Origin of the sequence: Nocardia sp. CNY236, assembly GCF_000482385.1 — a bacterium.
GTDB lineage: Bacteria > Actinomycetota > Actinomycetes > Mycobacteriales > Mycobacteriaceae > Nocardia.
In genome coordinates this window covers 71,285-92,541 of sequence record NZ_AXVD01000026.1, presented here as the reverse complement: position 1 = coordinate 92,541, position 21,257 = coordinate 71,285, and the positions used below count along the sequence as shown (strand labels likewise).

Genomic DNA, 21,257 nt, shown 5'->3' with positions numbered 1-21,257 from the left:
TTCGGTTCGCCGTTCGGGTGTAAGCGCGAGACCAGTCATACGGTCGATTCTCCGTGCGGGGAATGGACTCTGCGAGTTGTTGCCGAATTTGGCTACATAGGATCAAGGCGCACCGGCGGCGCTGCGCGCCGCCGCCGCGCTACGACACGCAGCCGCCTGCCTCCGCACGCTGCGGCTGGCGGGCGCGTCGGTCGCGTCGGCGGCCCACCGCCCCACCGGGGAGCCTCTTACCCGAGTACGCGACTTCCGGCATCGAGCCGATCACCCTTGTATGGCTGCCGCACGAGCTTCGCTCGCTTGCCTCGTAGATGTCCTGCCGCTCATCGGGCCGCGACCGATCGGGTCGGGTCCGCGTCGTCCAGGCGGTCGTTGAGCCGGTCACTTCACCGGGTCTGACCTGCGAGGATAGATTGCTGAAAGAATCTGGCGGTCGAGGTTGGGGGTGTGGCGCGGCCTCTGGCCGCGTGGCCCTGCTGTGTGGTGGCCTGCATTGTGTTCCCGCGCCCCTCCAGCGTCAAGAGCGCCTGCGGCGTCACTACGTGATGAGCTTCGCTCACTCTTGACCCCGGAGCCTCTACGCGAGAAGGGCAGGCCCTAAGGGGCAGGCGGGTAGCCAGCCCCCTGTATGCGCATGCCACCACCCAACAGGGCCATTCCAGTGGAGACTCAGGCCGTGGCCAGGCCGTCAGGGGCCAGAAAAGCACCGGAACATGCGAGAACTCCCGAGATGCATTCGCGCAGCTCAGGAGTGGAGTATTTGGACTTCCGCCAGCTCAGCCAGAACCGGCCGAAAGATTCTCGACATCTTCGAAGGCACCCAACAGATTCAGCAACTCATCGTCGCGCGCCGCATCCTCGGCAAGACCAGCTCCGAACTGAAATAGGTTGGCACAAAGCGGAATACGGCACGAAAACTCACAACGATTCGCACCGAGTTTCGTCACGTGTCCCACATCCGCCTCCTGGTGAGCCACTGCGACCGGATACCGCGGAACTGTCCGCCGCGCCTGCGGGGACGCGGCGCGGCGGACAACCAATTGTCACAAATGTTGTGATCTACCCCACTGCACGCTGTTACGGTGACTAGTAGGACGCCGTAACAGTTCGCTAGGTCGAGTGCCGACGCGAGGGCTTGTGGAGGTATTCGACATGAGGTTGGCTCACCAGTGGGAGATCGTGCGAGCACTACTCCTGTTGCGCAAAAAGGGAGTCATCTCTTTGACGCTGCCCTGGGAAACCCTTCGGCAGATCAAGGACGCGAAGCTTCTCGGCCCGCAGGCGTCGACGATATCGCGCTCCGCACGGAAGGCTCCCGATGCGCCTGCGCTGGTAGACGAACGGGGCACGCTGACCTACCGCGAGTTGGACGAGCAATCCAATGCGATTGCACGGGGGCTGCGCGCAGCCGGCATCGCGCAAGGCATGGTGATCGGCCTCTTGGCGCGCGACCACCGCGGACTGATTCTGTCCATGGCGGCGGCCGGCAAGCTCGGGGTGCGGCTGGTTCTGATGAACACCGGCTTCGCCAAGCCCCAGTTCGCCGAGGTGTGCGCCCGCGAGCAGGTCAAGGCGGTGCTCCACGACAGCGAGTTCCTCGGCCTGCTCGATGCCCTGCCCGCAGACCTACTGCGATACCTCACCTGGGTCGACGACGACGCGGAGCTGTCCCGCGACGAACAGACCCTCGATGATCTGATCGCGAACAACTCGAGCGAGGCATTGCCCAGGCCGAAGTCACCCGGTGGTTTCGTCATCTTGACCAGTGGCACCACCGGCACACCCAAGGGCGCCGCACGCAACAAGCTCTCCCCACTCGCCATCGCCCAGATAGTCGACCGGATTCCGTTCCCGCGCCGCGGCACTCAGATGGTCGTGTCGCCGATCTTCCACAGCACAGGTCTCGCGACCTGGGTCGTCGCCTCGTCGCTGGCCAGCAAGGTGGTGGTGGTACGTCGCTTCGATGCCGAGACCACACTGAAGCTGATCGCGGACCACAAGGTGGAAATGCTGGTGGCCGTACCCACCATGGTCCACCGCATGGTCGAACTCGATCCAGCGATCCTGGCGAAGTACGATACGTCGTCGTTGCGGGTGCTGCTGATGGCCGGCTCGGCACTACCACCTGACCTGGTGATCAAGACCACCGAAGTGTTCGGGCCGGTCGTCTACAACCTCTACGGTTCGACCGAATGTGCCGTCGCCACCGTGGCCGATCCACGCGACTCGGCGCTGGCGCCCGGCACGGCGGGACGCGCGCCGATCACCTGCGAGGTCCGACTCTACGACAACAACGATCAGCGGGTCACCGCAATCGAAACCCCCGCGCGGATCTTCATCCGCAGTGGCTCACCCTTCGAGGGCTACACCGACGGCAGGACAAAGCAGGTCATCGACGGCTACATGTCCAGCGGTGATGTCGGTCACTTCGACGCACACGGACTACTCATGGTGGATGGGCGCGACGACGACATGATCGTCTCCGGCGGAGAGAACGTCTTCCCGCAAGAGGTGGAAAACCTACTGCTGGAACGATCCGACATCTTCGACGCCGCCGTGGTTGGCGTCGATGATGCGGAATTCGGGAAACGCCTGCGCGCGTTCGTCGTCCCGGAGCCCGGTCATACCCCCGACGGCGAGGAGATCAAAACCTACGTCAAAAAGAATCTGGCGCGCTACAAGGTGCCGCGCGAGGTGATCGTCATCGATGATCTGCCGCGTAATGCCACCGGCAAGCTGGTACGACGCGCGCTGGTGAACCACGACGTCCAGACCTCCGTCGCCGAAGAATGATTCGGGCGAGCAACCGACCGATCCCGTCCGGTGAAGTCCAGTGGGATTAGTGCCACACCTGATTACAGAAACTTGCTACTGTTACGCACGGCACTAGCTCTCGTCATTGCGGCCCATACGACCCCGGCGTCTGCCGGGTGGCGCCGCCGGAAGGTTGTTCGTCGATGTCTCTCCTCGTACCCGCGCTGAGTAGAACTGCGCTCAAGGCGGGCGATCTGGCCCTTGGCGTGAATGTGATGCTCAAACGGCGGCTGTTCAACCCGTTGCGTCCGGACCACTCGATACGGGCCCTGATCAACGTGTTGAAGATCGGCCCGTTCGCAGGCGTGATCAGGCTCGTTGCCCAGACCAAACCGAAGGCTGCCGCAATCGTCGACGAACGCGGTGAGCTGACTTTCGGTCAACTCGACGAACAGTCCAACGCCCTGGCTCGCGGTCTGCAGGCCCAAGGACTCCGGTCGGGTGATGTCGTGGCGATCCTGGCGCGCGACCATCGCGGTTTGGTATTGAGCCTGCTGGCCTCCAATAAACTCGGCGTACGTGCGGTCCTGATGAATACCGGATTCGCAAAGCCTCAATTTGCCGACGTGGCCAAGCGTGAGCATGTCAAAGCAGTGCTGCACGACAGCGAGTTCATCGATCTGATGAGCGCCATCCCCACGACCATCCCGCGCATTTATACCTGGGTCGACGAGGACGACCAGCCCGATCCGAATATCGCGACGGTCGAAATGTTGATGGCGCGCCAATCCACGGCGACCCTGCCTTCGCCGCCCAAGCCCGGCGGAATGATCCTCTTGACCAGCGGTACCACCGGCACGCCGAAGGGCGCACCCCGCGACCGGGTCAGCCCTTTCGCCTCGGCGCAATTCGTCGACCGGGTACCACTGCCCACCGACGGCACCATGATCATGGCCGCCCCGGTCTTCCATGGCACCGGTCTGTCGCAGTTCACACTCGGTCTCGCACTGGGCAATCGAGTGGTCTTCCAGCAGCGCCGCTTCGACCCCGAGCGCACCCTGGCCAATATCGAACGCTATCGGGCGGACTCGCTCGTCGTGGTGCCCACCATGTTGCAACGCATCATGGACCTGGGTGACGATGTCCTGGCAAAATACGACGTCAGCGCCATGAAGGTCGTCTTTGCCGCAGGGTCGGCCATTCCGCCGGATGTGGTGGGACGCACGCTCGACTACTTCAACGACAGTCTGTACAACCTCTACGGCTCCACCGAATGCGCCGTCATGACCGTCGCCACCCCGGCGGACCTGCGCAAGGCACCGACCACCGCGGGCAAGGCGCCAGTCGGTATCCGGATCGCGTTGCTGGATCAGAATCGTCGACGCATCACCGAGCCGAACGTCACCGGAACGATTTTCGTGGACAATGGTTTCGCCTTCACCGGCTACACCGACGGCCGGAACAAAGAAATGGTGAACGGAATGATGTCCAGCGGTGACGTGGGACATTTCGATGCCGAGGGCCTGCTGTACATCGACGGCCGAGACGACGACATGATCGTCTCGGGCGGCGAGAACGTCTTCCCCCTCGAAGTGGAAAACCTCATCGCCGGCCGCGACGATATCTTCGAGGCCGCCGTGGTCGGGGTCGATGACCGCGATTTCGGCAAACGGCTGCGCGCTGTCGTCGTTCCCGGCCCGGACAGCGCGCGGGACTCGCAGGAGATCAAGGACTACGTCAAAGATCACCTCGCACGCTACAAGGTGCCCCGCGAGGTGATCTTCCTCGATGAACTGCCGCGCAATGCGACCGGCAAGCTGCTGCGCAAACCCTTGATCGAAATGGAGCTCCACGAAGGCTGATCGACCAGCTGGCCTTCTGCAACACATCAGCTATCATCTGCGGGTGGCTTTCGAGCTCATCCGCACCGGCGCGGGACGACGCAGCGCCGCCTCGCGCCTGCGGGGTGGTGCGGCCGGCTCGATCTCAGCGGCCATTTCCCTTGCCGCACACGGCTGGGTGTCCGGCGGCATGCTTCCCAGTACCACCACGCTCGCGCTATTGGCCACCGTGGCTGTGCTGATCGCCGCCCTGACAGCCGACGTGGTTCCCTTACGCGACACGTCGTCCGGACTGATCGCGGCCCTGGCGGCCGGTCAGGTACTCGGGCACTTCACCATGGGATTCGGCAGCGGACATCTGCAGCATGGCGATGTCCAACTGTCGCCGACCATGCTTGTCGCACACCTGCTCGCCGCAGTCGCGGCCTCCATTGTCATCCGAGGCGCGGAAGCCGCGTATCGGATCGGAACAGCAGTGTTGGCGCGCATCCTTCCGATGCGACCTGCCCTCCCGACCGCACCCGACCGCGCACACTGCACTACGTCGCACCGTGATCGCATCGTCCTGCGGGTGCTGGTATCCACGTCGCTGCGTACGCGCGCCCCGCCGATTCCCGCCGTCTGCTGAGACTTTCCCACACCGCAGTGCGCACCGCCTCGGGCGATCGCCTCCGTACTGCGGACACACTCTTTCCTGCGGCAGAAGCTCGCCACCAGCAGTGACCCGAATGCGCGGCGAACCGACGCGCGCCGCTCGGCCGTGACACGATGCGCCACCTCTCATCGGGCTCCTGCGCGCGCCTGCCCAGGCTCCTCCGAAATCAGAAATCGAAACGATCTTGCATACAACAGAAGAAGCAACCACCGACCGCGCTCCGGCGGCGCTGCCACGGACGCCCGGCACCACACGCCGCACCGACCTGCGCGGCGGCGTCTACGCACTGGCCATGCGACTGCATTTCTACGCAGGCGTATTCATCGGACCGTTCCTGCTCGTCGCGTCGGTTACCGGCGCTCTCTATGCGATCTCGCCGACCATCGAGTCGATCGTCTCGCGTGACCTACTGACCGTCGCTTCCAACGGAATGCCGAAGTCACTGTCGGAGCAGGTCGATGCGGCCGTTGCCAGTCGACCGAACCTGTCGCTGGTTGCCGTCGCCCCGGCAGCAGACCGGGACGACACCACCCGAGTACTGTTCGAGGACCCTGCACTCGAGCAGTTCGAGCGGCGTGCGGTATTCGTCGACCCGTATACCGCACGGCCGGTCGGTGATTCCGTCGTCTACGGCAGTTCGGGAGCACTGCCGCTGCGCACATGGATCGACCGGCTACACCGCGACCTGCATCTGGGAGAACCCGGCAGAATCTACAGTGAGATCGCGGCGTCCTGGCTGTGGATCGTGGCACTGGTGGGCGCACTGCTGTGGGTGCGCCGCGTACGCGGTCGACGCACCCGCAACAGCTGGTGGTGGTTGCTTGCGGCCGACCGTTCTCGGCGAGGGCGCGGGCGCACCCTGAACTGGCATGGCGCGGTGGGCATGTGGGTGCTCGGCCTGGCGCTCCTGCTGTCGGCAACCGGCATGACGTGGTCGACCTACGCCGGCGCGAACGTTGCCGCACTACGTCAACAGCTCAACTGGACCACCCCTGCGGTCAGCACCGAACTACCCACAGCCGCCGCACGCGGCCATGATTCGCAGTCCGATCGTCGGGAAGGCAACCATACCGCGCCCACGCCCGCCGACCCGATCACCCAGCTGGACCAGGTATACGCGGTCGCGCGCGCGGAAGGTATCGCCCAAGCCAGCGAGATCACCGTTCCCACCGCGCCACGAGAAGCATTCACCGTGAAGGAACGCCGAGTTCCCGGCAGCTATACCGTCGACGCGCTCGCGGTCGACGGCGAGACCGGAACGGTCACCGACCGCCTGCCGTACGCCGACTGGCCGCTGATGGCCAAGCTCGCCAATTGGGGAATCCAGTTCCACATGGGGCTCATGTTCGGACTGCTCAATCAGCTGGTGTTGCTCGCAGCCATGATCGGTCTGATCACCGTGATCGTGCGCGGCTACCTGCTGTGGTGGCGCAGGCGGCCGACTCGCGGCACGAGTGGGTTCGCCCTGGGCAGAGCCCCACGCCGCGGTGCGCTGCGTACGATCTCGGCGCCGCGTGCCGTGCCACTGCTGATCGTCGCAGCGGCAGTCGGATGGTTCGTACCGCTCGTCGGGGCAACCCTGCTCGTGTTCCTCGCGGTCGACATCCTGATCGGTCTGGTCGGTCGAGTCCGAGGTCGCCGACACCGCTCGCGTCTCGGCGACCCACGCCGTTCAGAAGACCTGGAGCCCGTTGTTCCCCGGGGGCACGAGTGAACCAACCGTTGGCCGGCCGAACGCGCCCTACGCCGTTGGACCGGTCACCGCAGGCAATCGGCACAACACAGTCGGGGCAGCCGGCCGCGGGACTGGAGATCAGACGACGGTGGGAATGTCGAGATCGGCGAGCAGGCCCCGCACCCGCGATTCGATGTCGCGCCGGATAGCGCGCACGGTGTCGATGGGCTGGCCAGCAGGATCATCGACATCCCAGTCGAGATACTGCTTTCCGGGAAAGTAAGGGCATGCGTCTCCGCAACCCATGGTGATCACCACATCGGAGGCCACAACGGCTTCGGTGCCGAGCATCCGCGGTTCCCCGTCGGAGATATCGATGCCGATCTCTCGCATCGCTGCCACCACCACCGAGTTGATCCGGTCGGCCGGCGCGGAGCCGGCCGACCGGACCTCGACCTGGTCACCGGCAAGTCGAGTTAGGAAGGCAGCCCCCATCTGCGAGCGTCCGGCATTGTGGACGCACACGAACAGTACGCTGGGTTTGGTCGACATTGCGCAGACCTTTCAGTCGGTAGTGACGCGGTCGGAACCGACAGCGCCGATGCCGTCGGCCACGCTCGTGGACGGATAGACGATGGCGATCAGCACCAGTGCGACCGCGGCACCCGCGAGCTGCGCGGCAATGAATCCGAACGCCGCCGCCGGCGCGATGCCGCTGAATGTATCGGAGAAGACTCGACCGATGGTGACGGCGGGATTGGCGAAAGCGGTGGAGCTGGTGAACCAGTAGGCTGCGCCGATGTAGGCGCCGACAGCGGGCGCCGACAGCGCGGCACGGCCACTGCGATCAAGGGCGATGACAACTGTCAGCAGCCCGGCGGTCGCCACGACCTCGCCGACGAGGTGACCACCGGTGAGGCGTTGCTCGGTGGAGATCTGCCACGGAGTTCGATCGAACATGGTATTGGCCAATATCGCCCCGAGCACGGCTCCGCTGATCTGAGCCACGAGATACCCAGCGAGGTCTCGACCGGTGAGGCCCGCGCCACGGCGGTCGAGCAACCATGTCGCGATGGAGACCACCGGGTTGAAATGCGCACCGGACACCGGACCGAAGACCAGGATCAGTACGCCCAGCCCGAAGGCGGTCGCGAGTGCGTTCTCCAGCAACTGAAGGCCGACATCGTCAGGGGAAAGCTGCTCGGCAGCAATGCCGGAGCCGACCACAACGGTGACCAGCGCTGCAGTGCCAGTGAATTCGGCGACCAACCGTCGCGGTACGTCGGGCATAGACACAGATCTATATTGATTGTCATCTAATCCACTGGCAAGCGAACAGTGCGCGAACAACTCACACAAGGACTGTGTCAGCCACAACACGAAGCGCCGGCGGCGCTCACCGCGCGCTGCTCGTCCGGGCTGCAGCAGTCGGGACCGGCGCTGTCTGCGCTATCACAACACGCGGAGGATTGTTCGTCCGAGCCGAGACCGGATACCGCGCAGCAGGTTTCACTGTCCCCGATGACGGTGTGCACCCCCCAGCGCTCCCGATCCGGGGCGGTGACCCAAACCTTGTCCTGAGTTGCGAAACAACACGTCGTGGCCACCTGCTCCTCGGCAGCCAGTCCCGCTGCCGACAGACGCGCGCTCTCCGCATGGACCTGCTCCGAGGTTTCGACCTCGATGCCGAGGTGGTCGACGTTGCCGCCCCGACCGGGATTCTCGAGCAATTCGAGCTTCACGGGGGGATCTGCTACCACGAGGCGCGCATAGCCAGACTCGTGTTTCGCCGGTTCGACTCGAAACAAGGTCGAGTAGAAGCGTACGGCCTGCTCGAGGTCGTCGACATGCAATGCGAGCTGAATACGGGACATGACCTCACCCTCCAGTTGTGTGACATATATCGAATAACTGACGCCGTCGAGTGTGCCACTATTTCGACATATGTCAATACCGCGGGTACCCTCGGTGTCATGCCCAAGGCGCTGCCGATAATCGATATGTCCGCTCCCGTCTGCTGTCCCCCGGTCGCGGCCGAACCGCTGGACGAGCGGGACGCGCTGGAGGTTGCGCTGCGATTGAAAGCCATCGCCGATCCGGTGCGGGTTCAGCTGCTGTCGCTGCTGTTGACCGACCCCGACGGCCAGAAGAACGGCGGCGACCTCGCCGCGGCGGTCGGGTTGTCGGAATCGACGGTCAGTCATCACCTCGGCCAACTACGCAAGGCCGGACTCGTGAAATCCGAACGCAGTGGTATGAACACCATTCACCATGCCCGCCGCGATGCGCTGACCGCGCTGTGTGCCGTCTTGGACCCGAACTGCTGTGGTTGACGCCACTGCTATCGCGCAGAGGGTACGACCGCATTCCGTCCGAGCGGTCGTTCGGCTGGCTCGGGCCACGGCAGCCCCTGTGGCCGACCATCTGCGGGCAGCATAGGCGGGTCCGTCCCGCGGTACCCCGACGAAACCGATCGGCGCCTCACCATGCTGTCCACAACCCGAAAAAGCCGCCAGTGCCCGCAGTTTCACCACCCCACGTCGGGCAGCGAACTGGGCAGCTTCAGCCAGTTCGACGCCATCTCTTGGGTGCGAGCCTTCCCGGTACGACCACACGCACGCGTTGATCCAGGCGGGCGCCGCCGCGATACCGTTGCCGAGATCGTGCCCGCCTGAGCCGCGTCCGCGTACCAACGCTTGGCTTCATGCCACCGACCAGTGTCGTAGTGGACCCCGCTGGCGGCCGTCATCACTTCAGCCTCAGCGCCGGTCAGCGCCTGAGATCTCACTGGCGAACACGACAACGGTCATCGACCACGCAGTCGGCAACGCACTGCGAGGGCGCCCGCACATCTCCGGGGTCTGGCATACGGAGACGGTCGGAGCGGTTGTCTCTCATATAGCCGATGTGTGGCTCGACTACATCGCCGACCAGACGCACGAAGATCCGTTCTGGAATCGACGACCGGTCGGCGGCTACCACCGGACGTGTGAGGGCGAGGGCTATGATCAGACAACGGGAGGCATGATGAGCCAACCAGAGCCGGTAGAGCGCAGAGTGTTCGTCCAGGCGGATGGCAGGCTCGCGGAGTTGATGTGTGAGGTGCATCTACTGGAGCTGACGGTGGGGCGTGCGCGGGAACTGCGCTATCTACACCGCGAACATCCTCCAGACGAGTGTATTGTCCATCTGCAGACAGCGTACCGGCTGCTCATCGCGGATGAAGCCTAGTCGATTCACCTCCCCTATGCAGAAGCGACGATTACCGAAGCATGTCGACCTTCGACCGATGGCCGCACCAAGCGAACCGGACACGTACGGTTCACCGGTCTCGAAAGGCGATCCCGCGCTCTCGAACGGTATGAACACCGTCCAGTACACGCTCACACGATCGGCCGTGCTCCGGGAGCGGCAACAACGGTGAACACGTGCGGATCGGGAAGAGCTTCGCCCGCGAGGCGACGCCGCACCGACTCCTCGACGAACTCCGTCCGTGCACAGTCGACCACAGCGACAACACTCCCGCCGAATCCCCCGCCGACCATTCGCGCACCATGAGCGCCCGCCGCCATCACCGCCTCGACCACGGTGTCCACACCGGGCGTGGACACCTCGAAATCGTCTCGCAGCGACGCATGTCCCGCGGTCAGAATCGACCCGATCCCGCGCGGATCCCCACCTGCGCGCAGCGTGTCGACAACCGCTGACACTCGCTGGTTTTCGGTCACCACATGCCGGGCTCGGCGGCGCAGTACCTCCTCGGCGATCCGGTCCACGTCCGCTGAGGACTCGACCTCGCGCAAACTGGTGACACCGAGCGCCGCAGCGGCCGCCGCACACTCGTCACGACGTGCCGCATAGCGGCCATCGACCAGTTCATGCGGCTGCTTCGTATCGACCACCAGCAATTCGAGCCCGAAACGCTCGAGATCGAAGGGGATGTGCTCGTAGCCTTTGCCATGCCTTCCCGGTTCGTCGGACGCGAACTCACGAATATCGAGCAACAACGCATGCCCCGCCGTGCACAAAATCGCCGCCGCCTGATCGAGCAGACCGGTCGGCACTCCCACATAGTCGTTCTCGGCGGCGCGGGCGATATCGATCAGCGCACGGTCGGGCACGTCACCGGCGAACAGATCCCGCAATGCGACCGCGACTGCGCACGACAGCGCCGCGGAGGAGGCCAATCCCGCGCCGATCGGCACCTCACCGTCCAGTTCGAGGTCGACACCCGACATCGCGAACCCGCGTCGGGTGAACTCGGCGACCACACCGAGCGGATAGCGCATCCACCGCGGGACCCGCATCCGCAGTGTGGCAAGGTCCGATATCGCAACCAACGCCGGCTGGTCGGGTCGTTGCCGCGATCCGACCCGCACCCGGCCGTCGGTACGGCTGCGCGCAGTACAGCGAACCACCATCGGCAGCGCAATCGGCAACGCGTAACCCTCGTTGTAGTCAGTGTGCTCGCCGATGACGGTGACCCGCCCTGGCGCCGCCCACGTTCCCATACTCGTACCTCGCTGTTTCGGTCACTTGTGCCGGATCAGAAAACGAGACCGAGCCTTGTTGCGTCAAGCGACCGACACGCGGCCACATTCCGTGCCATGATCGAAACAGGTTGTCCAGGATGTGTTGGCGAAAACATCGGCCCGGTCGAGCTGTCCGCTCGTACAACGACATTCGGTTCACATCGGCCGACACCTTTTCGAGCTCCACTCGAAGCACAAGCGAATATCGACGTTGCCGTGGAGGATTCACAGACCTACGACGTGACCCGACCATCGGGATGAAGCAGCCAAGGGGGGCTGATGAAGCTCAACGCGGGAACACCGACCAGCCGGCTGCGCAATCTCGGAGCTCACTGGTATGCAGTACTTCTGGCGGGAAGCGCGGCCACGATCATCGTCCACCTCACGATCGATGCGCAAGCGGTGACCTTCGCGACGATCGTGATCGTCGTCGGCCAGACGCTGGCTCTGGTCACCCTCGGGGTACGCACCCACCGGCCCGTGCACTCGCTGCCCTGGTACCTGCTGTCGGCCTCGTCACTGCTGTTCGCGACGGGCGTCATCGCCCGCCATGCGTCGAATCACGCGATCCACCCGATCGATGACACGTTCACTCTGCTCGGCTACCTGGGGGCCGTTCTCGCCGCACTGATCTGGCTACGCCCTCGCGAATTGCGCGACAACTACGACCTGGCACTCGACTCCGCCCTGATCGGGCTCAGCGCGCTGCTGGCCTCGTGGACGTTTCTCATCTCACCCATCCTGCAATCACCACGCACAGGGGTGGATGTCGTACTCGCGACTACCTATCCGGTGGTCGACACACTGCTGCTGACCGTGGTCGCGCACTCGATGGCTACCTCGACCCGCGCAGAGACCTCACGCCGACTGCTGCACGCCGGACTGATCGCGATGCTGCTGGGTGATCTGGGCTACAACCTGCACAGCGCGGGCACCGTATCGTTCGCGAGTACCGTGTTGCAGGCCCCTTTGCTGGCTGCTTTCGCGGCCGCGGGGATCGCCGCGCTGCACCCGAGCATGGCGATCCTCGGGACACCGCGGCCCATTCACCCACACCGTTCCCGGCAGCGTGCCAACCTCGTCGCAATCGCGCTGATCGTGGCCTCACTGGTTCCGGTGGTGGGGTCCCGCCTGGAGTTGCTCGATCGCGTGGTGGTCTCGTCGCTGTTCACACTGCTACTGATCGGCATGCTGGTGCGCAGCGAGCGTGCGATCGTACACAGCACTCGCAGCGAGCGGCGCGCGAAATATCAGGCCGAGCACGACATGCTGACCGGCCTGCTGAACCGCACTGCCCTACTACGCACATTGCGGCAACGGCCGGAAGGATGGATAGGGCAACCCCTCTGCCTGCTGTTCATCGACCTGGACGGCTTCAAACGAGTCAACGACAGCTATGGGCACTCGGTCGGCGACGAGTTGCTCGCGACCGCGGCAGCCCGGATCCAATGTGTGGTCCGCTCCGACGACGTCGTGTCCCGCTACGGCGGAGACGAATTCGTCGTACTGTCACCGCTGCCACTGTCCGATGCGGCGCTGCTCGCCGAAAGGCTGATCGGTGCATTCGTCCGACCGTTCGAACTGAGCGCTGGTGTGATCCCGATCACTGCCAGTGTCGGGGTTGCGGGCATCGGACCACAGACCCCGGACGTCGACGTGCACGACTTGATCCGCAGCGCGGACACAGCCATGTACCACGCGAAACGGTACTCGCTCGGGTACGCCTTCCACGATCGGGTGCGGCACATGCCTGCCAACTCCGGGCGTCGAGTCCGGCGCACGAATTCCCGATCCGCCGGTACCGAATCAGTCGCCCAGTTCCGCCAGCAGACGCTCGGCCTCCGCGAGCTCGGCCTGTAACTGCTGAACCTTCGCTTGCTGCGCACCGCGCACTGTCTCCAGAACGGCGGCGACCACGTCGGCGACCTCGGGGTGCAGGATCTTGGCCGCCTGTGCCACCGCAGAACTCGCCACCGGTAGCCCACGCACGGGGCGCTTCTTGCCGTTCATCACCTCGACCGACCACTCACCGTCCGCAGTACCGGTCAGAGTCACGGTCACCTCGGGTGCTGGTGCTCTGACCTTGCGCGCACCGGCCCCGGACTTGGCGGGCTTCGACGTGGGCGGTGGAGTGGATTTCACCGCAGCCGACTTTGCCGCCACGTCAGCAGGGGCATCCGGTTCGGCCATCGCCGAGGCGCTGCTCGATCGCATGGCCGGGTTCGAGCTCGAAAGACCTTCTGACACAGGCGATGGCGCGGTGTGTGCAGAAGTCGATGGCGACATGCTGGATTCCTTCCTCGCCGGCGAGTTCGACTGGGTTGTACGGGCCGGCTTACGTGCTGGCTTGGTCAGCGTCACCTCGATCGGAGAAAAGGACAGCACATCCTTCGATCCGGTCGGCCGGACGCGGAGGAAATCCCCGTCGTCGGGGTTACCGAGCGCGACCACCTTACCCGAACGCCCCTCGGGCACGCCGACCGCGGCTGCGGTGAACCACACCATGGGCGGATGGCCGCCGGCAATATCCGTGGCGATTTGTTGAATCTGACTGTTCGACAAGGGTTGCGGTTTCGTTCGTGACGGCATGGTGCACTCCGGGCAATGGTCGTGAATGGCTGCGTGCACAGATGATGCCGCACGACGCCGACAGCTTCACGGGCCCCCACCCGAATCACCTTCCGTGCTGGCTACCTTCATGATGCTGAGGTGCCCCACGCCGCCGCCTTGTCCCACGCCGCCGCCTTGCCCACGACACAGTGCCGACCACCCGTACGACACTGTGGCGACCCAACGGGGGTGCCGGGTACGGCCGGACACTCGACGGATGCCGAATGGATATCTCGTCGTAATAGAACAGATGCATCGTTGCCGGAGTCTCGAAGGGCGCGCCCCGAGCGGTTGACCAGGCGCGCAGCGTTCACTGGACAGCGAATCGAGCCGATGTTACGTTGTTGCCTACGTCACTCCGGCACGTGAGCCGGATAGAGTTCGGCCGGCAGCAGCGCGGCGTCGGCTCGCCCGATATGTAGGACAGTAGATGACGTCAACCACGCTTCCCCGAGTGTGCGTGATCGGCGCGGGGCCTTCCGGGATCACCGCCGCCAAGCGTTTGCTGGATCACGACATCCCATTCGATTGCTACGAGGCGTCCGACGACGTCGGTGGCACTTGGTATTTCAAGAATCCCAACGGCATGTCCGCCTGCTATCAAAGCCTGCATATCGACACGTCCAAGAAACGGCTGGAGCTGGAAGACTACCCGGTGCCGGACGAGTGGCCCGACTTTCCGCATCATTCACAGCTGTTCCAGTACTTTCGTGACTATGCGGACCATTTCGGCCTACGCGACCGCATCCTGTTCGAAACCACCGTGACCTCGGCTGTGCGCGACGCGGACGGCTGCTGGGAAGTCACCACGAACGACGGGAAGACCAGGCACTACGACGCGTTGCTCGTCTGCAATGGTCACCACTGGGATCCTCGAGTCCCGGACTACCCCGGCGAATTCGACGGCACACTGCTGCACAGTCACGCGTACAATGACCCGTTCGACCCGATCGACATGCGGGGCAAGAACGTCGTGGTGGTCGGTATGGGTAACTCCGGACTCGATATCGCCTCCGAATTGTCCCAGCGGTACGTCGCGGCACGACTGCACGTCTCCACTCGGCGCGGGATATGGGTCTTGCCGAAATACATCAAGGGACGCACAACCGACTCGGTATCGGTGCCACGGTGGTTCCCACCGGCGCTGGCGCTCAAGGTGAAGCAGTTCATCATTTGGGATGCCGGGGGAAGAATGCGGAACTACGGTCTGCCCGAGCCCGATCATCGGCCACTCGAGGCACATCCCTCGGCCAGTGAAGAATTCCTGCACCGAGCCGGGTGCGGTGACATCGCGTTCAAGCCGGCGATCGCCGCACTGGAGGGTCCGCGTGTACGCTTCACCGACGGTAGCACCGAAGAGGTGGACGTAATCATCTGCGCCACTGGATATCACATCTCGTTCCCCTTCTTCTCCGATCCGGACCTGTTGCCCGGAAACAACAATCGATTTCCGTTGTTCAAGTACATGATGAAGCCGGAGTACGACAATCTCTTCTTTCTCGGCCTGGCTCAGTCCCTGCCGACCTTGGTGAATTTCGCCGAGCAACAGAGCAAACTGGTCGCCGCCTACCTCACCGGCCGCTACCGCTTGCCCTCGATCGAGCAGATGCACGCGGCGATCCGATCTGTGGAGTCGGCCATGGCCCGCCAGTTCTACGACTCACCCCGACACACGATCGAGGTCGAGTTCGACCCCTATGTGCGCGACATTCGACGCGAACTCGCGCGTGGCGCGAAACGGGCTGCTGCCGTTGGCTATTCACTTCCGATTTCGCCCCGAGCTCACCAACGCGACGAGGTGAAGCCGTCCACGGCCGCAACGAGAAAGTAGTGACGATGACCAAACCATTCGATCCGCAGGTTGTGCTGGCGCAAGCGATGACCGAACTCACCGGCCCCGGAAGTCGGTTCGAGATGGTGGTCGAAGACGTACTGGGCGCACCGATGCCGGTGATGCGACGGCGCGCGACATCGCTGGGCGCCGTGCTGGCCACCTCGGTCGAACACGGCACACGCGACTACCTGGTAACCACAGAGCGTAGAATCTCCTTCAGCGAGCACGCTGCCGCCGTGGCGGCGCTGGCGACAGCTTTGCGAGACCGATACGGAGTCGGGCAGGGCGACCGGGTCGGCATCCTTGCGGCGAATACGCCCGAGTGGGTGATCACGTTCTGGGCGGCGCAGGCGCTGGGCGCGATCGCGGTGGGTTACAACGCGTGGTGTACACCCCATGAGATCGCCAGGGGCATAGAGCACGCCGATCCCACGGTACTCGTCGCCGACGCGAAGCGCTCCGCGCTCGCAGCGGAATGCGACATTCGGGTCCCGATACTCACCATGGAACACGACATTCCCACACTGATAGCCGATGCGCGGACCGCGCCCCTGCCGCATACCGACGTGGACGAGGACGATCCCGCGGTGATCCTCTACACCAGCGGCACCAGCGGTCGACCGAAGGGTGTGGTGCACTCACACCGGAATCTACTGGCGGTCATCGATTATCACACGCTCAGCGACACGCTGGCCGCCACATTGACCGGCGCGAGCGCGCCGCCCAACGGTCGGCGCTTCCTGCTGACCTCACCGCTGTTCCACATCGCCAGCTTGCACAATCTCGTAGTGCCCCGATTGGCCACCGCAGACACGGCAGTGATCCACCAAGGGTCGTTCGATGTCGACCGAGTGCTGCGGTTGATCGAGCAACAGCGGATCACCAACTGGGGCGCCGTCCCCACCATGGCCACCCGAATGCTCGAATCCGATCTGTCGAAATACGACCTCTCCTCGCTGACCTCCTTCTCGCTGAATTCGGCGCCTTCCTCGGCGGCCCTGCATCAGAAACTTCGCACTCAGCTGCCCGCCGCAAGCAATGCCCTGGTGACCAGCTACGGCCTCACCGAATGCAGCACCGCGGCGACGGTCGCCAGCCCGGCCGAATTCGCCGCTCTTCCGGACACCGTAGGACGCCCGATCATCGGGGTGAGCGTGGAGATCCGCGACAGTGCGGGCCAGGTCGTACCAGACGGCGTCCCTGGGGAAATCTGTCTGCGCAGCCCCTATGTCATGCTCGGATACTGGAATGACGAGGCGGCAACCGCCGCGGCGATCACCCCGGACCGCTGGTTGCGCACCGGTGACATCGGCATCGTGGAAGAGGGCCGGCTGCGACTGTCCGGGCGGCGCTCGGATCTCATCCTGCGCGGTGGGGAGAACGTCTACCCCGCGGAGATCGAACAATGTCTCGAGGGACATCCCTCGGTCCGGGAATGCGCGGTCATCGGCGTGCCCGACCCCGACCTCGGCCAGCAGGTGGCTGCCGTCATCGTGGTCGACAACGGCACGGCGACCACCGAGGACGACCTGCGGGCATTCACCACCGAGCGTCTGGCCTACTACAAGGTCCCGGCGCGCTGGCGACTGACCACCAGCGAACTCCCCCGAAACGCGACCGGTAAGGTGGTACGCACCGAACTCACCATGTGACGTCGCGGTGCGCGATGTCATCGACACCAGGCCGCGACACGTCCCTCGACCTGGCGAAATGCTCTGCTGGCCACTGCGAATCACGTAGAATGGTCGGATAGCCGCGAATCGTTCGCAAGCTCTCGAGGAGTCGGCGTGGACGCTTTCGAGTATCAGGGCAGGGCCGTGGTCTTCGACCGCACAGGCAGTGGACCTGCGGTGGTGTGCCTGCACAATGCGGGCGCACAACGCCGCATCTGGGATGACCAGGTTGCCGTGCTGCGCGAAGACCATACGGTCTTCGCGCTCGATCTACCCGGATTCGGACAGTCCGACCAACCTGCTGCAGGCTATCGACTCACAGACTACGTGGATATGCTCGCCGCGTTTCTCACAGCCTACCGACTCGCCAACGTGGTCCTGCTCGGCAATTGCCTCGGCAGTGCCACTGCGCTGCGCTATTCGATGGACAATCCGGAGGGTGTGCGCGCACTCGTGCTCATCAATCCACTGACCTGGAACACCGTCACCGCGGGGCAGTCGTCGATCCTTGCCTGGGTGGACGCTCACCTGCCACTGACGCGCGTAGCTCGCCGAATCAGCCTGCCGGGCCGGGTCGTCACCTGGATCACCGCCAACCAACTCGGCACGCGCGGGCGCGATCAAGGCCTTCAGCACGCGCCACGGGTGCGAGCGCATTGGTCGGATCAGGGAAGGTTGACCGCGTTGCACGGCTTGGTCCAGGACTTTCCCGCCTACCGCGCTCTGGACGAGTTCGGTCCCCCGGAAGACTTTCCCCAGATCTGCACCATGTGGGGCCGACAGAATCGGATCCTGTCCGCCGCGGCGGGCAAACGCCTCGATCACCTGCTGCGCCCACACACCGCGGTCGAGCTCTCCGATTGTGGCCACCTTCCGATGGTCGAGGACCCAGACCGAGTCACCGCGATCATCACTGGTTTTCTTGCTGCGACGGCCGAAAGAACCGTCCGCGACCGGACCGACGACTGAGACCCCAATGGTTTCGTCCAGTTCATGGTTCTGAGAAACTGTTGTGTCGGAACGCAATTCGTGGCATCGACACGAGGCGGCGGTAGGCTCCCAGCCGAGACGCCGAAATCTAGAGTGACCATGGCATATTCGACAAAACAAACGATTGTGGAGTACTCGGTCACGACCGCCCACCCGCGTCGCAGACACGCCGGGTCGATTTCGTGACGACGCGGAATTCAATGTACGCTGCGCGCGAAGAGATTACCCGCTCGGGTGTCGTCGCATCGTTCCACCGGGACCGACGCACCCACTGCGGTTCCTTGGGGGACCTGATGACCGATTGTGAGTACTTCGCTGTGGATCGCAACCAACAGCTCACCACCACACCGACCGAGCACGACGCCGCGCTGGCCGGCCAACTGGCCAGTCCGCGACTGCGCAGGCTGGTCCACATGAGCATCGGCCTGTCCGACGAGTCCGTCGACTTGCTCAACAGTATGTCTGCTCGCCTCCGTGCCGCAGCCGGCCTGACGCCGCGGGACCCGCTCGACGAGCACTGATCCAGTCGACCCATTGCTGATTCGGCAATCATAATTGTCGAATACCCATGCCGAGGGGATGGTGGTCGCATGAATATCACATATCGTCGAGATGACGGCACCCCACGCACGACGGTCGAGTATTGGGAAGCTCGCTACCAGCAACGCGATCAGGTGTGGTCGGGACGGCCCAACCAGGCCCTAGTCCGTGAAATCGGTTCGGTTACGCCAGGCTCTGCTTTGGATCTTGGCTGCGGCGAAGGCGCTGACGCGATCTGGCTGGCCCAGCGTGGCTGGCAGGTCACGGCGGCCGACGTCTCGGAGACCGCCCTTTCTCGGGCCAGGGTCCAAGCCCAGCGTCTCGGATTGTCCGAGAGAATCGATTGGCAGCGCCACGATCTCGCCCAGAGCTTCCCCGCTGGTCGTTTCGATCTCGTCACGGCGCACTACTTGCACTCGCCGGCCGCGCTGGACGGCGGGCACACGAAGCTCCTACCCCGAGCGGCGGAAGCGGTAGCCCGCGACGGGCTGCTGCTGATCGTCGGGCATTCGGCAGCGCCATGGAACCCAGATTTGTCTGCCGAGGCACAGTTGCCGACCTGCGCCGAGGTCCGCGCTGGGCTGAATCTTGCACCAAGCGAATGGAAGGTGGAAATCGAAGAAGTCGTCGAGCTCGAGCACACCGGCCACGACGGCTGGTCGGGTACACGCACGGACAACATCGTGCTGCTCAGGCGAATTGGTCGAGGCATACCGTGAACGCGAGTCACCCGACCGCCAAGAAAAGGTATCGGGCGGTTCAATCCCTGTAAGACGTTCTGGTAGCCTGCCTTTCGTCGGCGACACCCAGGTCGCCGATTGGAACGAAATCCAAAGAGAAAGCATCTAGATGAGCAAATTTCGCATGGTCGGCGTCGGACTCGCAGCGGCAGGTCTGATCTTCGCGGGTTCCGGTATGGCAATGGCCCAGACGATCCCGCTGGAGCGTCCCGCGGCTGTGTCCGACGATGATCCGCCCCAAACTCCTGGGACCGGTTCCAGCGATCTGATCCCCAGCATCTCCGAAATTCCTGATGACAGCATTCCCTCTGAACCGCCTGTGGAGGGCGCCATCGCTATCGGAAATCTGAGCACCGGTTCGAGTTCCATATCCGGGGGCGGATCCGTCCCTAGCGACCCGGACTGCTGAGCAGTAACCGTTAGCTAACGAGCGGCCCAGAACGATCTGGGCCGCTCGTTCTGTGACTGCCGCTGCCAGCGGCATTACCGTGGTCGGAGCCCAGTTCCACAGAATGGTGGACCCGAAACGGCCAGCGCAGAAGACCCAGCCAATCCTCACTGCCAATCCTCACTGTCCAACATGGTCACGATCGGGTCGGCCCAGATCGAACACACGGCGCGCGTTGCCAGCAAGGAACAGCTCGCGGACTTCCTCGTCCAAGCCGAGATCGTCGAGATGCCGGAGTGCGTGCTGGGGGAAGATCATCGGATAGTTCGTACCGAACATGACCTTCTCTCGACCATGCCCTTTCAGGTAGGTCAGCAGCTCCAGCGGATAGCGGCGGACGGTGTAGGCCGAAGTATCGATGTAAACATTCGGATACTTCGTTGCCAACGCGATCATTTCGACAGTCCACGGATAGCCGATGTGCCCTGCCACAATGGTCAGTTCCGGGAATTCCAGGGCCACGTCGTCCAGGTACGGGATAGGTCGCCCGGTTTCGGATGAGCGGAGTGGACCGGTGTGACCCACCTGGGTGCAAAACGGAATCCCGAGTTCGACACACGCGGTGTACAGCGGGTAGTACCGGCGGTCGTTGGGCGGCAGCCCCCACAGCCACGGCACCACTCGCAACGCCCGCATCCCCAGAACGGTCACAGCCCGATGCAATTCGTGCACCGCCACAACCGGCCGTCGCAGATCCACCGATGCGACACCGATCAGCCGGCCGGCCGACTCCGCCACGAACGCGGACACCTCGTCATTGGAAACCAGCACACCGTCCGGACCATACCAAGCGCTGATCAACGCGAGGTCGACACCGCCCGCGTCCATCGCGGACACGGTCGCCGAAACGGGTGGCTGCTCAGTGGTCAGGGATGCCCCCCAACGGCGTAGGGAATCGAACATATCGTGCTCGAGCAGGCGTTTCGTGGGATGCTGCGCCCACACATCGATGATCGTCATCAGCACTC

The 21,257-nt window shown here is 64.0% G+C and carries 21 protein-coding genes; 14 read left to right on the top strand and 7 right to left on the bottom strand.

The window, feature by feature from the left end; translation table 11 throughout:
• Positions 1–773: 773 nt before the first annotated feature.
• Positions 774–953, bottom strand: coding sequence for a hypothetical protein (locus K940_RS33020; RefSeq protein WP_196812208.1), 180 nt, complete (start codon positions 951–953; stop codon positions 774–776).
• Positions 954–1,149: 196 nt separating this feature from the next.
• On the opposite strand from K940_RS33020, the gene K940_RS0114975 reads away from it, so the two are divergent.
• From K940_RS0114975 to K940_RS28415, 4 genes are all read left to right on the top strand, one after another.
• Positions 1,150–2,790 (top strand): acyl-CoA synthetase, encoded by a 1,641-nt coding sequence (locus K940_RS0114975; RefSeq protein ID WP_028478217.1) that lies wholly within the window; start codon positions 1,150–1,152, stop codon positions 2,788–2,790.
• 164 nt (positions 2,791–2,954) lie between these two features.
• On the top strand, positions 2,955–4,613 hold the full coding sequence (locus K940_RS0114970) for an acyl-CoA synthetase (protein ID WP_036528691.1): 1,659 nt from the start codon (positions 2,955–2,957) through the stop codon (positions 4,611–4,613).
• A gap of 43 nt (positions 4,614–4,656) precedes the next feature.
• Complete coding sequence (locus K940_RS0114965) at positions 4,657–5,220, top strand: hypothetical protein (protein WP_231390384.1); 564 nt, start codon at positions 4,657–4,659, stop codon at positions 5,218–5,220.
• A gap of 211 nt (positions 5,221–5,431) precedes the next feature.
• Complete coding sequence (locus K940_RS28415; protein ID WP_081706373.1) at positions 5,432–6,961, top strand: PepSY-associated TM helix domain-containing protein; 1,530 nt, start codon at positions 5,432–5,434, stop codon at positions 6,959–6,961.
• Between the two features lie 99 nt (positions 6,962–7,060).
• Here K940_RS28415 and K940_RS0114955 read toward each other — a convergent pair whose 3' ends face one another.
• The 3 genes from K940_RS0114955 to K940_RS0114945 all read right to left on the bottom strand — a co-directional run bounded on the left by K940_RS0114955 (position 7,061) and on the right by K940_RS0114945 (position 8,796).
• Positions 7,061–7,474 (bottom strand): arsenate reductase ArsC, encoded by a 414-nt coding sequence (locus tag K940_RS0114955; protein ID WP_028478214.1) that lies wholly within the window; start codon positions 7,472–7,474, stop codon positions 7,061–7,063.
• 12 nt (positions 7,475–7,486) lie between these two features.
• A complete protein-coding gene (locus K940_RS28410) occupies positions 7,487–8,212 on the bottom strand; it encodes an MIP/aquaporin family protein (RefSeq protein WP_051407209.1) in 726 nt (241 codons plus the stop codon).
• A 77-nt stretch (positions 8,213–8,289) separates the two neighbouring features.
• The gene (locus K940_RS0114945) at positions 8,290–8,796 is read right to left on the bottom strand and encodes an ArsI/CadI family heavy metal resistance metalloenzyme (RefSeq protein ID WP_028478213.1); all 507 of its coding nucleotides are present in this window, start codon (positions 8,794–8,796) and stop codon (positions 8,290–8,292) included.
• 99 nt (positions 8,797–8,895) lie between these two features.
• Between K940_RS0114945 and K940_RS0114940 the strand changes: the two genes are divergently transcribed.
• Both K940_RS0114940 and K940_RS33630 read left to right on the top strand, forming a co-directional pair.
• A complete protein-coding gene (locus K940_RS0114940) occupies positions 8,896–9,255 on the top strand; it encodes an Rv2640c family ArsR-like transcriptional regulator (RefSeq protein ID WP_028478212.1) in 360 nt (119 codons plus the stop codon).
• Positions 9,256–9,829: 574 nt separating this feature from the next.
• Positions 9,830–10,153, top strand: a complete 324-nt coding sequence (locus tag K940_RS33630) for a hypothetical protein (protein WP_231390383.1) — start codon at positions 9,830–9,832, stop codon at positions 10,151–10,153.
• A 152-nt stretch (positions 10,154–10,305) separates the two neighbouring features.
• On the opposite strand, the gene galK is transcribed toward K940_RS33630, so the two are convergent.
• Positions 10,306–11,433 (bottom strand): galactokinase, encoded by a 1,128-nt coding sequence (galK, locus tag K940_RS0114930; RefSeq protein WP_028478210.1) that lies wholly within the window; start codon positions 11,431–11,433, stop codon positions 10,306–10,308.
• A 300-nt stretch (positions 11,434–11,733) separates the two neighbouring features.
• On the opposite strand from galK, the gene K940_RS28405 reads away from it, so the two are divergent.
• Positions 11,734–13,314: a GGDEF domain-containing protein gene (locus K940_RS28405; protein WP_196812206.1), complete on the top strand. Its 1,581-nt coding sequence runs from the start codon at positions 11,734–11,736 to the stop codon at positions 13,312–13,314.
• On the opposite strand, the gene K940_RS33625 is transcribed toward K940_RS28405, so the two are convergent.
• Entirely contained in the window at positions 13,261–13,644 is a 384-nt protein-coding gene (locus tag K940_RS33625) for a DUF6319 family protein (RefSeq protein WP_231390385.1), read from the bottom strand. The genes K940_RS28405 and K940_RS33625 overlap by 54 nt on opposite strands.
• Here K940_RS33625 and K940_RS33620 point away from each other — a divergent pair.
• The 7 genes from K940_RS33620 (at position 13,538) to K940_RS0114890 (ending at position 20,250) form a co-directional block, all read left to right on the top strand.
• Positions 13,538–13,999 carry a hypothetical protein gene (locus tag K940_RS33620; protein ID WP_231390386.1) on the top strand — a complete coding sequence of 154 codons (462 nt, stop codon included), beginning with the start codon at positions 13,538–13,540 and terminating at the stop codon, positions 13,997–13,999. The genes K940_RS33625 and K940_RS33620 overlap by 107 nt on opposite strands.
• Positions 14,000–14,494: 495 nt before the next feature.
• Positions 14,495–15,895, top strand: a complete 1,401-nt coding sequence (locus tag K940_RS0114915) for an NAD(P)/FAD-dependent oxidoreductase (RefSeq protein ID WP_028478208.1) — start codon at positions 14,495–14,497, stop codon at positions 15,893–15,895.
• A gap of 5 nt (positions 15,896–15,900) precedes the next feature.
• Complete coding sequence (locus tag K940_RS0114910; RefSeq protein ID WP_028478207.1) at positions 15,901–17,550, top strand: class I adenylate-forming enzyme family protein; 1,650 nt, start codon at positions 15,901–15,903, stop codon at positions 17,548–17,550.
• 135 nt (positions 17,551–17,685) lie between these two features.
• Positions 17,686–18,540: an alpha/beta fold hydrolase gene (locus K940_RS0114905; protein WP_028478206.1), complete on the top strand. Its 855-nt coding sequence runs from the start codon at positions 17,686–17,688 to the stop codon at positions 18,538–18,540.
• A 314-nt stretch (positions 18,541–18,854) separates the two neighbouring features.
• Positions 18,855–19,082: a hypothetical protein gene (locus K940_RS0114900; RefSeq protein WP_155980877.1), complete on the top strand. Its 228-nt coding sequence runs from the start codon at positions 18,855–18,857 to the stop codon at positions 19,080–19,082.
• Between the two features lie 69 nt (positions 19,083–19,151).
• Positions 19,152–19,820, top strand: a complete 669-nt coding sequence (locus K940_RS0114895; protein ID WP_051407208.1) for a bifunctional 2-polyprenyl-6-hydroxyphenol methylase/3-demethylubiquinol 3-O-methyltransferase UbiG — start codon at positions 19,152–19,154, stop codon at positions 19,818–19,820.
• Between the two features lie 130 nt (positions 19,821–19,950).
• Positions 19,951–20,250, top strand: a complete 300-nt coding sequence (locus K940_RS0114890) for a hypothetical protein (protein ID WP_028478203.1) — start codon at positions 19,951–19,953, stop codon at positions 20,248–20,250.
• 159 nt (positions 20,251–20,409) lie between these two features.
• On the opposite strand, the gene K940_RS0114885 is transcribed toward K940_RS0114890, so the two are convergent.
• Positions 20,410–21,249, bottom strand: a complete 840-nt coding sequence (locus K940_RS0114885; protein ID WP_028478202.1) for an amidohydrolase family protein — start codon at positions 21,247–21,249, stop codon at positions 20,410–20,412.
• Positions 21,250–21,257 lie beyond the last annotated feature (8 nt).

Excerpts from the sequence above, each read along its gene's own strand:
- K940_RS0114975 (WP_028478217.1), top strand. The coding sequence starts at position 1,150 with ATGAGGTTGGCTCACCAGTGGGAGATCGTGCGAGCACTACTCCTGTTG.
- K940_RS0114970 (WP_036528691.1), top strand. The coding sequence starts at position 2,955 with ATGTCTCTCCTCGTACCCGCGCTGAGTAGAACTGCGCTCAAGGCGGGC.
- K940_RS0114955 (WP_028478214.1), bottom strand. The coding sequence starts at position 7,474 with ATGTCGACCAAACCCAGCGTACTGTTCGTGTGCGTCCACAATGCCGGA.
- K940_RS28410 (WP_051407209.1), bottom strand. The coding sequence starts at position 8,212 with ATGCCCGACGTACCGCGACGGTTGGTCGCCGAATTCACTGGCACTGCA.
- K940_RS0114945 (WP_028478213.1), bottom strand. The coding sequence starts at position 8,796 with ATGTCCCGTATTCAGCTCGCATTGCATGTCGACGACCTCGAGCAGGCC.
- K940_RS0114940 (WP_028478212.1), top strand. The coding sequence starts at position 8,896 with ATGCCCAAGGCGCTGCCGATAATCGATATGTCCGCTCCCGTCTGCTGT.
- galK (WP_028478210.1), bottom strand. The coding sequence starts at position 11,433 with ATGGGAACGTGGGCGGCGCCAGGGCGGGTCACCGTCATCGGCGAGCAC.
- K940_RS28405 (WP_196812206.1), top strand. The coding sequence starts at position 11,734 with ATGAAGCTCAACGCGGGAACACCGACCAGCCGGCTGCGCAATCTCGGA.
- K940_RS33625 (WP_231390385.1), bottom strand. The coding sequence starts at position 13,644 with ATGGCCGAACCGGATGCCCCTGCTGACGTGGCGGCAAAGTCGGCTGCG.
- K940_RS0114915 (WP_028478208.1), top strand. The coding sequence starts at position 14,495 with ATGACGTCAACCACGCTTCCCCGAGTGTGCGTGATCGGCGCGGGGCCT.
- K940_RS0114910 (WP_028478207.1), top strand. The coding sequence starts at position 15,901 with ATGACCAAACCATTCGATCCGCAGGTTGTGCTGGCGCAAGCGATGACC.
- K940_RS0114900 (WP_155980877.1), top strand. The coding sequence starts at position 18,855 with ATGACCGATTGTGAGTACTTCGCTGTGGATCGCAACCAACAGCTCACC.
- K940_RS0114895 (WP_051407208.1), top strand. The coding sequence starts at position 19,152 with ATGAATATCACATATCGTCGAGATGACGGCACCCCACGCACGACGGTC.
- K940_RS0114890 (WP_028478203.1), top strand. The coding sequence starts at position 19,951 with ATGAGCAAATTTCGCATGGTCGGCGTCGGACTCGCAGCGGCAGGTCTG.
- K940_RS0114885 (WP_028478202.1), bottom strand. The coding sequence starts at position 21,249 with ATGACGATCATCGATGTGTGGGCGCAGCATCCCACGAAACGCCTGCTC.